11 protein-coding genes are annotated in these 13,880 nt (G+C 72.6%); 8 read left to right on the top strand and 3 right to left on the bottom strand.

Features of this window, described 5'->3' with window-relative positions:
• Positions 1 to 59: 59 nt before the first annotated feature.
• Positions 60 to 2,354, top strand: coding sequence for a heavy metal translocating P-type ATPase (locus AC5K6T_RS28080; RefSeq protein WP_493213369.1), 2,295 nt, complete (start codon positions 60 to 62; stop codon positions 2,352 to 2,354).
• 79 nt (positions 2,355 to 2,433) lie between these two features.
• On the top strand, positions 2,434 to 2,979 hold the full coding sequence (locus AC5K6T_RS28085; protein WP_493213370.1) for a hypothetical protein: 546 nt from the start codon (positions 2,434 to 2,436) through the stop codon (positions 2,977 to 2,979).
• A 493-nt stretch (positions 2,980 to 3,472) separates the two neighbouring features.
• Here AC5K6T_RS28085 and AC5K6T_RS28090 read toward each other — a convergent pair whose 3' ends face one another.
• Positions 3,473 to 4,159 carry a glycerophosphodiester phosphodiesterase gene (locus AC5K6T_RS28090; protein WP_493213372.1) on the bottom strand — a complete coding sequence of 229 codons (687 nt, stop codon included), beginning with the start codon at positions 4,157 to 4,159 and terminating at the stop codon, positions 3,473 to 3,475.
• Positions 4,160 to 4,179: 20 nt separating this feature from the next.
• Entirely contained in the window at positions 4,180 to 5,250 is a 1,071-nt protein-coding gene (locus AC5K6T_RS28095; protein WP_493213373.1) for an adenosine deaminase, read from the bottom strand.
• Positions 5,251 to 5,398: 148 nt separating this feature from the next.
• On the opposite strand from AC5K6T_RS28095, the gene AC5K6T_RS28100 reads away from it, so the two are divergent.
• Positions 5,399 to 6,415, top strand: a complete 1,017-nt coding sequence (locus AC5K6T_RS28100) for a DUF4190 domain-containing protein (protein ID WP_493213375.1) — start codon at positions 5,399 to 5,401, stop codon at positions 6,413 to 6,415.
• A 941-nt stretch (positions 6,416 to 7,356) separates the two neighbouring features.
• Here the strand turns inward: AC5K6T_RS28100 and ybiA are convergent.
• A complete protein-coding gene (gene ybiA / locus AC5K6T_RS28105; RefSeq protein ID WP_493213376.1) occupies positions 7,357 to 7,938 on the bottom strand; it encodes a riboflavin biosynthesis intermediates N-glycosidase in 582 nt (193 codons plus the stop codon).
• Positions 7,939 to 8,149: 211 nt separating this feature from the next.
• Here ybiA and AC5K6T_RS28110 point away from each other — a divergent pair, with 211 nt between their 5' ends.
• From AC5K6T_RS28110 to AC5K6T_RS28130, 5 genes are read left to right on the top strand one after another with little or no spacing between them, the layout of a single operon-like run.
• Complete coding sequence (locus AC5K6T_RS28110; protein ID WP_493213378.1) at positions 8,150 to 9,685, top strand: gamma-aminobutyraldehyde dehydrogenase; 1,536 nt, start codon at positions 8,150 to 8,152, stop codon at positions 9,683 to 9,685.
• 55 nt (positions 9,686 to 9,740) lie between these two features.
• Complete coding sequence (locus tag AC5K6T_RS28115) at positions 9,741 to 10,988, top strand: polyamine ABC transporter substrate-binding protein (RefSeq protein ID WP_493213380.1); 1,248 nt, start codon at positions 9,741 to 9,743, stop codon at positions 10,986 to 10,988.
• Between the two features lie 5 nt (positions 10,989 to 10,993).
• Positions 10,994 to 12,142 carry an ABC transporter ATP-binding protein gene (locus AC5K6T_RS28120; protein ID WP_493213506.1) on the top strand — a complete coding sequence of 383 codons (1,149 nt, stop codon included), beginning with the start codon at positions 10,994 to 10,996 and terminating at the stop codon, positions 12,140 to 12,142.
• Positions 12,142 to 13,068: an ABC transporter permease gene (locus AC5K6T_RS28125; protein ID WP_493213382.1), complete on the top strand. Its 927-nt coding sequence runs from the start codon at positions 12,142 to 12,144 to the stop codon at positions 13,066 to 13,068. The genes AC5K6T_RS28120 and AC5K6T_RS28125 overlap by 1 nt, the downstream gene beginning before the upstream one ends.
• Positions 13,069 to 13,869, top strand: a complete 801-nt coding sequence (locus AC5K6T_RS28130) for an ABC transporter permease (protein ID WP_493213384.1) — start codon at positions 13,069 to 13,071, stop codon at positions 13,867 to 13,869.
• The last annotated feature ends 11 nt before the right edge of the window (positions 13,870 to 13,880 follow it).

Below are 13,880 nucleotides of genomic sequence, written 5' to 3' on the forward strand. Positions count from 1 at the left end.
GGCAGCGAGAGATACCCCCCAGGGGTATGAATCGAAGGACCCTTCCAGGAGGACGGCTCATGTCCACCACGGCTCCCCAGGCCACCGGCGCCGGCCGCGTCGAGCTCGCCATCGGCGGCATGACCTGCGCCTCGTGCGCCGCGCGCGTCGAGAAGAAGCTCAACCGCATGGACGGCGTGACCGCGGCGGTCAACTACGCGACCGAGAAGGCGCAGGTGACGTACACCGGTGCGGTGACCGTGGCCGAGCTGATCGCGACGGTGGAGGCCACCGGGTACACCGCGCGGGAACCGCGCCCGGCGGTCTCGGCCGGAACCACCGGCGGACGGGCTGCCGACGGGCGCGACGGCGCCGAGGGGCCCGGCGGGCCCGACGAACCGGACACGTTGCGGCAGCGGCTCGTGACGGCCGTGGCCCTGGCGGTGCCCGTGATCGCGATGGCCATGGTGCCGGCCCTGCAGTTCACGTACTGGCAGTGGCTGTCCCTGACCCTGGCGGCACCTGTGGTGACCTATGCGGCGTGGCCGTTCCACCGGGCGGCCTGGACCAACGCCCGCCACGGCGCCGCGACCATGGACACGCTGATCTCGCTGGGGACCGCGGCGGCGTTCCTGTGGTCGCTGTGGGCGCTGTTCTTCGGCACGGCCGGGATGCCCGGTATGACGCACCCCTTCGAGCTGACCGTCTCCCGCACCGACGGTTCGGGCAACATCTATCTGGAGACCGCCGCCGGAGTGACCGCCTTCATCCTGGCGGGCCGGTACTTCGAGGCCCGCTCGAAGCGCCGGGCGGGCGCCGCGCTGCGCGCGCTGATGGAACTCGGGGCCAAGGAGGTCACCGTCCTGCGCGACGGCCGCGAGGATCTCGTTCCGGTGGGTGAGCTGCGCGCCGGAGACCGGTTCCTGGTGCGGCCCGGCGAGAAGGTCGCCACCGACGGCACCGTGGTCGAGGGCTCCTCCGCCGTCGACGCCTCGATGCTCACCGGTGAGTCGGTGCCGGTCGAGGTGGCGGCCGGGGACGCCGTCACCGGGGCCACGCTGAACACCGGCGGGCGGCTGGTCGTGGAGGCCACCCGGGTCGGCGCCGACACCCAGCTCGCCCGGATAGCCCGGCTGGTGGAGGATGCGCAGAACGGCAAGGCCGCCGCCCAGCGGCTGGCCGACCGGATCTCGGCGGTGTTCGTGCCGGTCGTGATCGTGCTCGCGGTCGCCACCCTCGGCTTCTGGCTCGCCTCGGGAGCGGGCCCGACCGCGGCGTTCACCGCCGCTGTCGCCGTACTGATCATCGCCTGCCCGTGCGCCCTGGGCCTGGCCACCCCCACCGCACTGCTCGTGGGTACCGGGCGGGGTGCCCAGCTCGGCATCCTGATCAAGGGGCCGGAGGTGCTGGAGAACACCCGCAGGGCCGACACCGTGGTCCTGGACAAGACCGGCACCGTCACCACCGGCCGGATGACGCTGCTGGCCGTGCGCACCGCCCAGGACGCCGACGAGAAGGACGTCCTGCGCCTCGCGGGCGCGCTGGAGCACGCCTCCGAGCACCCCGTCGCCCGCGCCGTCGCCGCCGGTGCGCTCGAACGGCTCGGTGCCCTTCCCGCGCCGGAGGAGTTCACCAACCTCGCCGGCCTCGGCGTGCGGGGGGTCGTCGAGGGCCGCACCGTCCTCGTCGGCCGAGCACAGCTCCTGACGGAGTCGGCCGTCGTGCTGCCGCCGGAACTGGAGCGCGCCCGTGCCGACGCCGAGACGGGGGGCCGCACCGCCGTCGTCGTCGCGTGGGACGGCCGGGCCCGCGCCGTGCTGGAGGTCGCCGACGCCGTCAAGGACACCAGCCGGGAGGCCGTCGCGCGGCTGCGTGCCCTGGGTCTCACCCCCATGCTCCTCACCGGGGACAACGCCGCGGTCGCCCGCGCGGTCGCCGGGGAGGTCGGCATCGCGCCCGAGCACGTGATCGCCGAGGTTCTGCCGCAGGACAAGGTGGACGTCGTCAAGCGCCTCCAGGCGGAGGGCCGCTCCGTCGCGATGGTCGGCGACGGCGTCAACGACGCGGCCGCGCTCGCCCGAGCCGACCTCGGGCTGGCCCTGGGCACCGGCACCGACGCCGCGATCGAGGCCGGCGACCTCACCCTCGTCCGCGGCGACCTGCGCGTCGCGGCGGACGCGATCCGGCTCGCCCGCCGCACTCTCGGCACCATCCGGTCCAACCTGTTCTGGGCCTTCGCCTACAACGTCGCCGCGCTGCCGCTCGCCGCGGCCGGGCTGCTCAACCCGATGCTGGCCGGCGCGGCCATGGCGTTCTCCTCCGTCTTCGTCGTCGCCAACTCCCTGCTGCTGCGCCGCTTCCGGGCAGCCGCCTGACAACTGGGCCGCACGGGAGCCGGATCGGGGTCCCCCACTCATTTTTGAACGCGTTCAATTCAAGCGTACGCTGAGCGCCATGAAGGACAGAGCAGCCCTGCTCAAGGGCATCCGTGTCTGGCTGGCCGTCTTCGTCGTCTGCCTGGTGCTCAGCGGCGCCACGGCCTTCCCGCTGGTCCACGAACTGCGCTGGACCGAGGATCTGTTGCACGCGCTGCCCGTACAGGACCGGCTGCCGGGGCTGACGGACTGGATCGAGCGGGTGCGCCGCGGGCTGGACACCGCCGACACCGACTATCCCTTCCTGCTCTACGGCACCGACTGGCTCGCCTTCGCCCACCTCGTCATCGCCGTCGCCTTCTACGGGGTCTTCCGGGACCCCGTCCGCAACGTGTGGGTCGTGGAGTTCGGGATGATCGCCTGCGCAGGGATCATCCCGCTCGCCCTGATCTGCGGGCCGATCCGCCAGATCCCCTTCTGGTGGAGCGTCATCGACATGTCCTTCGGCGTCCTCGGCGTGATCCCGCTGTACGCCGTACGCCGGAGGATCAAGCACCTGGAGCGGCTCACGGCGGACCGGGCCGCTCCGGGCGACGAGGGACGTGCGGCACCCGCCGTGGCCTGAGCGGCCGGCGGGCCGCTCCGGAGCCGCGGACGCCCGGCTCGCCGGCCCGCCTGCCTTCCGCCGCGTCAGGCCTTGCGCCGCGTCCGGCCTTCCGGCCACCTCCGTCGGCTGCCCGGCCGGCTCGTCCCGGGTGTCCGGCCGGCCGGGCCGGTTCCGTTGCCCGTCCATGGGTGCGGCGCGGCCGGGCCCGGCCGACGGCCTCGCGCCCCGGCCCGTGGCGCAGCCGGCCGCCGGCGCCGCCGAGTGCCCGTCGTCCCTCCGGTCTGCGCACCCGGGCGCAGTCCCCGTGTCCACCAGCCAGGCCGCCCGCGCCCCGGCCCCCGCCCGACCCCGGCTCCGGACCGGGCCACGGCGCCCCGTATCCCGGTACGGTCGGCCCTGCCGCAGTGGTGACTACCCGTCGGCCCCCGTCGGCCCCCCTCGGCCCTTGTGGGCTCCGTCGGCTCTCTCCGGTTCCGACGGTCTCGCCCTCGGCACCGGCCCGCCGCGCCGGCTACGGATGCCCGCGCAGCCCGTCCAGCACGTCGACGCGGTTGGTCGTGATCGAGTCGACGCCCAGGCCGATCAGCCGGCGCATGCTGCGTCGGGTGTCCGGGGTCCACGCCGACAGCAGGCAGCCGTCGTGGTGCACCCGCTCGGTGAGTTCCCGGGTGACCAGGCTCCAGCGGTAGTTGAGCCAGCGCGGCCGCACCTCCGCCAGCAGCACAGGCCGCGGTGGCGCCTGCGTCGTCCACGTCAGGGCGATCTCGGCGGCCGGGTCGGCGGCCCGCACCGCGAGCATCGCGTACGCGTCGGCGCAGTAGTACACCCGCTCGCCCGCCCCCACCGCGCGGACTTCGTCGACCACCCGGCGCGCGGTCCGCACGTCGCGCGTGCCCGGCAGGTCGACCATCACCCGGTGCCCCTCGGTCGCCGCCAGTGCCTCCGCCAGCGTCGGCACCGCGCCGTCCGTCAGCCCGCGCACCTCCTCGGCGGACAGTGCGCTCAGCGGCCGGTCCACCTCCCACAGCCGCTTCAGCGTCTCGTCGTGCAGCAGCACCGGCACCCGGTCCCGGGTCAGGCGTACGTCGATCTCGACCGCGTCCGCGCCCAGGCCGAGCGCGGCGCGCAGCGACTCGAGCGTGTTCTCGCGGAAGCGGTAGGGGGCGCCGCGGTGGGCGACGGCGGTCACGTTCTGCATGGGCCCAGTGTGATGCGCTGTCAGGGCGCCAGCCATGCCGCGGTGTACGTGTCGATCTCGGCGGCCAGCCGCGCCTTGCCCGCCGCGTCGAGGAAGGACGCCTCGACGGCGTTCTTCGCCAGCCCGGCCACGCCGTGCTCGTCGAGCTCCAGCAGCCGGGCGACGACGGCGAACTCGCTGTCGAGGTCGGTGCCGAACATCGGCGGATCGTCGGAGTTGACCGTCACCAGCACCCCGGCCCGTACGAACTCCCTGATGGGGTGCTCGTCGAGGGAGGCGACCGCCCGGGTGGCGATGTTGGACGTGGGGCACACCTCCAGCGCGATCCGGTTCTCGGCGAGGTGCAGCAGCAGCCTCTCGTCGCGGGCGGCACTGGTGCCGTGCCCGATCCGCTCGGCGCCAAGACAGGTCAGCGCGTCCCACACCGTCTCCGGGCCGGTGGTCTCTCCGGCGTGCGGCACGGAATGCAGGCCCGCCGCGACGGCCCGGTCGAAGTACGGCTTGAACTGCGGCCGCGGTACGCCGATCTCGGGCCCGCCCAGGCCGAAGGAGACCAGACCCTCCGGGCGCAGCCGGTCGTCCGTGGCCAGCCGCACGGTCTCCTCGGCAGCCTCCAGCCCGGCCTCGCCGGGGATGTCGAAGCACCAGCGCAGCACCGTCCCGAACTCGGCCTCGGCGGCCTTGCGGGCGTCCTCGATCGCGTCCATGAACGCCCGTGCGTCGATGCCGCGCCGGGTGGACGAGTACGGCGTGATGGTCAGCTCGGCGTAGCGCACCTGCTGTCGCGCCAGTTCGCGGCCCACTTCGTACGTCAGCAGCCGGACGTCCTCCGGGGTGCGGACCAGATCCACGACGGACAGGTACACCTCGATGAAGTGGGCGAAGTCCGTGAAGGTGAAGTAGTCGGCGAGGGCCTCGGGATCCGTGGGCACCCGGGAGTCCGGGTGGCGCGCGGCCAGCGCGGAGACGATCCGGGGGGAGGCGGAGCCCACGTGGTGCACATGCAGTTCGGCCTTGGGCAGTCCGGCGATGAAGGCGTGCAGGTCGCGGGCGCCCGGTGCGGCGACGGGCGCGGTGAGGCGGTCGGTCAAGGGTTCCTCCCCGGAACGGCGTCCCCGCCGGTGGGCTCGGAACGCGGATGATCGGCTGATCGTGACTCGGGGTCATCGTAGGCCGGACGGCCGGGGCGCCGACCGGGGCCGTAGCATGACCGGGCAGCCGACAGAGGGGAACCCGCGCATGTCCGACGACAGGGAGCCGCCCGCCGCGCCGGAGCAGCGGTCCGCGCACGGGGCGACGCCTCCTCCGGACACGGCGGTCCCCCCGTCCCCGGGCGGGTCCGGAGCGCGCGTGCCGCTCGGCAAGGGCGATGCGGCTCCGCAGGCGTCGCCGGGCAAGGGGGAACGCGTACCGCCGGAGCCCCGGTGCGAGGCGCAGCCGTCGTCACCGTCCGCCGGCTCCGCGGACCGGCTCTGGGCGCCGCCCGCCGACGACGCCCCGCCCGGGCCGGGCCGCACCATCGCGTCCGGGGCGCTGCCCGTGGTGAACCCGACCGTGCACGACGGGCAGACGGCCGCCTCCCTTCCCGCCGCGGGCGACACCCCGCCGTCCACGCCCTGGACCGGTCCGTCGGCCCCGGTGCCGGGCGGATTCCCGCCGCCTGTCCCCGAGGGCCCGGCCCCCGCCGGGGCGGACCCCTTCGCGGCGCCTGGGGCCCCGGCGCCGCCGGCGCCCGGCGTCCAGGGCGGCTCCTACCCCTTCGCCCCGCCCGGAACCTCCGGTGGGCACGGTGTGCCGGGGACGCCGTACTCCTCGGCACCTGCCGGCGACCCGTTCGCGCCGCCCGGCGCCGGCGGTTCGCTGCCGCCGCACCTCGCGCCCGGAGGGCCGGGACAGCCGGCGTACGCCTACCCCGGCGCCCCGTCCGGCTACGCGTACCCGGCCGGCGCGCCCGGCTACGGCCACCCGGCCGCCCCCGGCCACCACGGCTGGCCCGGCCCGTATCCGGCCGCGCCCACCAACGGCGCGGGGACGGCGGCACTCGTTCTCGGGATCATCTCGGACGTCCTCTTCTGCCTGGGACCGCTCAGCCTGCTGGTCGGGGTCCTCGCGGTGGTTCTCGGCGCCATCGGCCGCGGCAGGGCCCGGCGCGGTGAGGCCACCAACGCCGGCCAGGCGCTGGCCGGCATCATCTGCGGCTCGGTCGGCATCGTGCTCGGCGCGGGATTCGGCGTGCTGCTGTTCATGGGCCCGTAGCGGCCCGACCCGCCCGAGCGGCCGCCCGGGACACGGTGCCGCCACCCGGCGCGGATCGGGGCCCGCCCGTTCGCCCGCCGCCCCTGCGCCACCTCTCCTTGCCCTGTCGCCCTGTCGCCCTGTCGCCCTGTCGCCCCGCCGGCCGGACGCTGCCGCGGGAGCGCGGGGCGGTGCCGCGCCGGCCGGCAGGACACATCGGGTCCGGCCGGGCCCCGTGGGCAGAGGCGGTCGGGAGCCGTAGCGCGGCACCCACCGGTGTCGATCGATGACGGCAGCGGAGCGGGACGCCCGACGGCCGCTCCGCACCCACCGCCGAGCCTTCCCGGGTGCCCGCCTTCTCCGGTGCCCGCCTTCTCCGGTGCCCGCCGTCCCCGGGGTACGAGTGCAGCGCCCACCGGCCGGTACGGGATCGAGAACCAGCAGGACGGCGACCCCGGCGTGGGGGCACCTGCCGTTCCTGCCGGTGACGTCCCCCGCTTCTCCGACTGCGAGATCGCCTCGGCGGCCGAGGCGGCGTCCGCGGGGTCGAGGAGCCACGAGTCGCCCCCGTCCCGCTCCGCGGGCAGGACCGTCGGGATCCGGGGCGGCGCGTCGTCCGGGCGTCCGGCACGTCCGCCGACGACATCTCTTGCGGGGCGCGTCCTCCGCGCAGTCGCGGTGCGCACTGCGCGGCCAGCCGGCGGATGGTGTCCGCGTGCTGTCCACGCGGGGCAGGGGACACCACGAGCCTGCCGCCGACGATCTCGGCTCCCGGCCCGGTGGACGCCTCGGTCCGCTCGGCGATCTCGCGCAGGGTCCGGGGGCGAGGGTGCGGAACGGGGAGGGCCACAGCAGCCCGCTTCCTCAGCAGTCCACTCTCCTCAGCAGTCCACTCTCCTCAGCGGCGGCCGGTCACATCACGGTGCCGGTCCGGGGCGGCCCGGCCCCCGCCCCGCCGCGTCTCACGCTCCGGAACGGAGGCGGTGCCGCGCCTGCATCAGGGCGAACCCGAGCAGGTTCGTACCCCGCCAGCGCTGCGGGTCGCAGGCCCGCTCGTCGTCCGCCGTGAGGCCGATGCCCCACACCCGGTCCATGGGGCTCGCCTCGACCAGGACCCTGCCACCCGCGCCGACGGGAACGACGGCCGTGCCCAGCAGGTAGTCCCGCAGGGCGGGGTGTGCGGCGAACTTGTGCACGCTGCCCTCGACCACGATCCGGAACCGCTCGCGCGCCCAGACCTCCTCGCTGAACCCCCGCACCAGCCGTCCGGCCTTCTTCGCCAGTGAGGGATGCCCCGCGGCGAGCACCTGCCGCTCGGCCTCGGCGTCCTCGAAGAGCCTCGCCTTGGCCGCCATCATCCAGTGCTCGGCAGTCGGATACACCCGGCCGTCTACTGTGAAAGGCGACGGCCACCACTGACTCAGGCAGCTCGCGCCGACACGGCCGTCGGGCCGGGGCCGGTGGCCCCAGAAGTGCAGATACCTGATCCTCGCCCCCGCGCGGATCTCCCTGATCAGGGCATCCCGAGAATCGATCTCTCCCATGCACGCGACTGTCGCACACACCACGGACAGTCCGTCCCGGGTTTCTCTCGACGACTCGACACCTGGTCGACAGATTCCGTCGCGTAACCAAAAGGCAACAACGGAATCCCTTGTTGGAGGGCCATCCCTCTGTCAGGATCGGCACTCAAATCGAGCTGGAGCTACGCCACCCGCCCCCGTGGACAGCGGGGCGAAGGCGGAGGAGAGCGACATGCACAACCCGGGCAACGCCACCCCGGAACGATTCCCCGCGCAGGACCGCTTCCGGGCCGGGGCGCAGTACATCGCGGGCCGCCTCACCACAGGCACCTCGGGCCGCAGCCACACGGTGACGGACCCGGCCACCGGCGAGGAGGTCCTCACCTTCGAGCTGGCCGGACCCGCCGACGTGGACGCCGCCGTGGCCGCCGCCCGCGCGGCCTTCCCGGCCTGGGCCGGGGCCACCCCGGGTGAGCGCTCCGACGCGTTGCACCGGCTGGCCCGGGTGATCGCCGAGCGGGCCGAGGACTTCGCCCGCGCCGAGTCCCTCCAGTGCGGCAAGCCGCTGAAGCTGACCCGCGAGTTCGACGTGCCGGGCACGATCGACAACGCGGCCTTCTTCGCCGGCGCCGCCCGGCACCTCCAGGGCCAGTCGGCAGGGGAGTACTCCGGCGACCACACCTCGTACGTGCGCCGCGAGCCGATCGGCGTGGTGGGCTCGATCGCGCCGTGGAACTACCCGCTGCAGATGGCCGCCTGGAAGATCCTTCCGGCGATCGCCGCGGGGAACACGATCGTGCTGAAGCCCGCCGAGCTCACCCCGCTGACCTCGCTGCTGTTCGCGCAGGCCTGCACCGAGGCCGGTCTGCCCGACGGCGTGGTCAACATCGTCACCGGCACCGGCCAGGTGGCCGGCGAGCACCTGGTGGGCCACCCGGACGTGGCGATGACGTCCTTCACCGGCTCCACACCGGTCGGCAAGCGGGTCGCGGCCCTGGCGACCGAGACGGTCAAGCGGATCCACCTGGAGCTGGGCGGAAAGGCCCCGTTCCTGGTGTTCGACGACGCCGACCTGGAGGCCGCGGCCAACGGCGCCGTCGCCGGCGCGCTCATCAACACCGGGCAGGACTGCACCGCCGCCACGCGCGCCTACGTGCAGCGGCCGCTGTACGACGCGTTCGTGGAGCGGACCGCCGCCCTGATGGAGACGGTGCGGCTGGGCGATCCCTTCGCGCCCGGCACCGACCTCGGCCCGCTCGTCTCCCACGCGCAGCGCGACCGGGTCGCCGCCTTCGTCGACCGGGCCCGGGCCTCCGCGCGCGTGGTGACCGGCGGCGGGCCGCCCGGCGGGGAACTGGCCAAGGGCGCCTACTACCGTCCGACGCTGGTCGCCGATGCCGCCCAGGACAGCGAGATCGTCCAGTCGGAGATCTTCGGCCCGGTCCTCGTCGCCCTGCCCTTCGACACCGACGACGAGGGCCTCGCGCTCGCCAACGACACGCCCTACGGGCTGGCCGCGTCCGCGTGGACCCGCGACGTGTTCCGCGCGAACCGTGCCACCCGCGAGCTCAAGGCGGGGTGCGTGTGGGTGAACGACCACATTCCGATCATCAGCGAGATGCCGCACGGCGGATACCGGCAGTCCGGCTTCGGCAAGGACATGTCGACGTACTCGTTCGAGGAGTACACGCAGATCAAGCACGTCATGTTCGACAACACCGCGGTCGCCGCGAAGGACTGGCACCGCACGATCTTCGGGGACCGATAGCCGCACAGGCCGCCTGACCAGCAGCCGACCGACCTCCCGAAAGGGCAGCAAGCGCATGGAGCACTACGAGCCCGACCGCCTCTCCCCGGCCCAGGTGGCCGCCATGCGGCGCAGCTTCCGCAACGGCAGGGCCTCCCTGACCCGCCGTTCCCTGCTGCGCGCCTCCGCGGGCGGCGCGTTCGCAGTGGGCGGTCTGGGCGCCCTGAGCGCCTGCGGCATCCCGCCGGCGGGCAGGACGCAGGGCGGCGAGTCCGCCGATGACCGCTCGGCGAAGGAGAAGAGCGTCAGCTTCTCCAACTGGACCGAGTACATGGACGTCGACGACAGCGAGCGGCGCCACCCCACGCTCGACGCGTTCACCGAACGGACCGGCATCAAGGTCAGGTACAGCGAGGACATCAACGACAACGTCGAGTTCTTCGGCAAGATCAAACCCCAGCTCGCCGCCGGCCAGGACACCGGGCGCGACCTCATCGTGCTCACCGACTGGCTCGCGGCCCGCCTGATCCGCCTCGGCTGGGTGCAGAAGCTCGACCAGTCCAACCTGCCGCATGCGTACGCCAACCTGTCCGCCCAGTTCCGGGCCCCCGACTGGGACCCGGGCCGCGCCTACTCCTACGTGTGGCAGGGCATCTCGACCGTCATCGCGTTCAACCGCAAGGCGCTGGACGGCATCGAGGTCACCTCGGTGTCCGACCTGCTCGACAACCCCAGGCTCAAGGGACGCGTCGGCTTCTTGTCGGAGATGCGCGACACCGTCGGCATGACCATGCTCGACATGGGCAAGGACCCGGGCGCCTTCGCAGCGGACGACTACGACGCGGCCATCGCCCGTCTGCAGAAGGCCGTCGACAAGGGCCAGATCCGCCGCTTCACCGGCAACGACTACACCTCCGACCTGACCAGCGGCAACTTCGCCGCGTGCGTCGCCTGGGCGGGCGACGTGGTGCAGCTCAAGGCGGACAGCCCCGACATCGACTTCATCATCCCCGACAGCGGATACATGACGTCGACCGACAACCTGCTCATCCCCAACAGGGCCCGGCACAAGGAGAACGCCGAGCGGCTCATCGACTACTACTACGAGCCGCAGCCGGCCGCCGAGCTCGCCGCCTACATCAACTACGTCTGCCCGGTGGACGGAGTGAAGGACGAGCTGGCGAAGCTCGACGAGGACGCGGCGGACAACCCGCTGATCATCCCCGACGAGGCGATGGCCGCGAAGTCCCGCGCGTTCCGCTCGCTGAGCGCGGACGAAGAGACCGAATTCGAACAGAAGTTCGCCAAGCTGACGGGGGCGTGACCGACGTGACCACCAGGAACGACAACACCGGCGACGTCCGTCTCACCGGCATCAGCAAGACGTACGGCTCCTTCACCGCCGTGCAGCCGCTCGACCTGACCGTCCCGCAGGGCTCCTTCTTCGCCCTGCTCGGCGCCTCCGGCTGCGGCAAGACCACCACCCTGCGCATGATCGCGGGCCTGGAGGAACCCAGCAGCGGCACCGTCTTCCTCGGCGACCAGGACGTCACGCACCTGCCGCCGCACAAGCGCCCGGTCAACACCGTGTTCCAGTCCTACGCCCTCTTCCCGCACCTCGACATCTTCGAGAACGTCGCCTTCGGCCTGCGCCGGCGCGGCATCCGCAGCGTGAAGAAGCCGGTCGAGGAGATGCTGGAGCTGGTCCAGCTCGGCGAGCAGGCACGCAAGCGGCCGCACCAGCTCTCCGGCGGCCAGCAGCAGCGGGTCGCGGTCGCCCGCGCGCTGATCAACCACCCCAAGGTGCTGCTCCTCGACGAGCCGCTGGGCGCCCTCGACCTCAAGCTGCGCCGCCAGATGCAGCTGGAGCTCAAGCGCATCCAGACCGAGGTCGGCATCACCTTCGTGCACGTCACCCACGACCAGGAGGAGGCCATGACGATGGCCGACGCGGTCGCGGTGATGAACGCCGGCCGGGTCGAGCAGCTCGGCGCCCCCGCCGACCTGTACGAGAACCCCCGGACGACGTTCGTCGCGAACTTCCTGGGCACCTCCAACCTCATCGAGGCCGAGGTGGACGCCCGCAGCGGCGACGACCTGGTGCTCAAGGCGGGCGGCGGCAAGCTGGTGCTGCCCGCGGAGCGCTGCACCGCGCCCACCGAGACCGGCGGCAAGCTGCTGGTCGGTGTGCGTCCGGAGAAGATCTCCCTCACGCACGCCGACGACGCGGGCGAGATCCCGGACGGGCGCAACCGCGTGACCGGCCGGATCGCCGACGCGTCGTTCATCGGTGTCTCCACGCAGTACGTCGTCGACAGCCCGGTCTGCCCCGAGCTCGCCGTGTACGTGCAGAACGTGGACCGCGACGCCCGGCTCGTCCCCGGCGCCGACGTCGTGCTGCACTGGAGCCCCGCCCACACGTTCGCGCTGGACGCCGCCCAGAACATCGACGCGGGCACCGAGGAAGAGGCGGTCTGATGGCGACGGTCACCGAGGCGCCGCCTCTGGCGCCGGTCCCCGAGCAGAACAAGCCCCCGCGCAGGCGGGGCCGCTGGACGCCGTACCTCCTGCTGCTGCCCGGCCTGGCCTGGCTGGTGGTGTTCTTCGCGCTGCCGATGGTCTACCAGGCCTCCACGTCCGTGCAGACGGGCTCTCTGGAGGACGGCTACGAGGTCACCTGGCACTTCGCGACGTACTGGAACGCGCTGACCGACTACTACCCGCAGTTCCTGCGCTCGGTGCTGTACGCGGGCTCGGCCACGCTCCTGTGCCTGCTCCTCGGCTACCCGCTGGCGTACCTGATCGCCTTCCGGGCGGGCCGCTGGCGCAACCTGATCATGATCCTGGTGATCGCGCCGTTCTTCACCAGCTTCCTGATCCGCACCCTGGCCTGGAAGACGATCCTCGCCGACGGCGGCCCGGTGGTCGGCGCGCTGAACTCGCTGCACGTCCTGGACGTGACCAGCTGGCTCGGCCTTACCGCCGGGGACCGTGTGCTGGCCACCCCGCTGGCGGTGGTGTGCGGTCTGACGTACAACTTCCTGCCGTTCATGATCCTTCCGCTGTACACGTCGCTGGAGCGGATCGACCCGCGGCTGCACGAGGCGGCGGGCGACCTGTACGCGCGGCCGTCCACCACCTTCCGCCGGGTCACGTTCCCGCTGTCCATGCCGGGCGTCGTCTCCGGCACGCTGCTCACCTTCATCCCGGCCGCCGGTGACTACGTCAACGCGGACCTGCTCGGGTCCACCGACACCCGGATGATCGGCAATGTCATCCAGACGCAGTTCCTGCGGATCCTCGACTATCCGACGGCGGCCGCGCTCTCCTTCATCCTGATGTTCGCGATCCTCGTCATGGTGTCGCTGTACATCCGCAAGTCCGGCACGGAGGATCTGGTTTAAATGGCCTTCGTCAACTGGCTCAAGCGCCACCTCGTCGTCATCGCGGGACTCATCACGCTCGGCTATCTGCTGCTGCCGAACGTCGTCGTGACGGTCTTCTCCTTCAACAATCCGAAGGGCCGCTTCAACTACGCCTGGCAGGAGTTCTCCACCGACGCCTGGACCGATCCCTGCGGTGTCGCGGGGATGTGCGACGCGCTCACCCTCAGCCTCCAGATCGCCCTGTGGGCGACGCTGGGCGCCACCGCCCTCGGCACGATGATCGCCTTCGCGCTGGTCCGCTACCGCTTCCGGGCGCGCGGCGCGATCAACTCGCTGATCTTCATGCCGATGGCGATGCCCGAGGTCGTCATGGCCGCCTCGCTGCTCACGCTGTTCCTCAACATGGGCGTCCGGCTGGGATTCTGGACGATCCTGATCGCGCACATCATGTTCTGCCTCAGTTTCGTCGTGACGGCCGTCAAGGCCCGGGTCATGTCGATGGACCCGAGGCTGGAGCAGGCCGCGCAGGACCTCTACGCCGGCCCGCTCCAGACGTTCCTCAGGGTGACCCTGCCGCTCGCGGCACCCGGCATCGCCGCAGGCGCCCTGCTGGCCTTCGCGCTGTCCTTCGACGACTTCATCATCACCAATTTCAACGCGGGCTCCACCGTCACGTTCCCCATGTTCGTCTGGGGCTCGGCGCAGCGCGGAACGCCCGTCCAGATCAATGTCATCGGTACGGCCATGTTCGTCATCGCCGTACTGCTCGTTCTGGTCTCGATGGTCGTCGGCAATCGCCGCACCAAGCAGAAGGCATGAGCGAGAAAGCA

This window comes from Streptomyces sp. B8-7 (assembly GCF_058833805.1).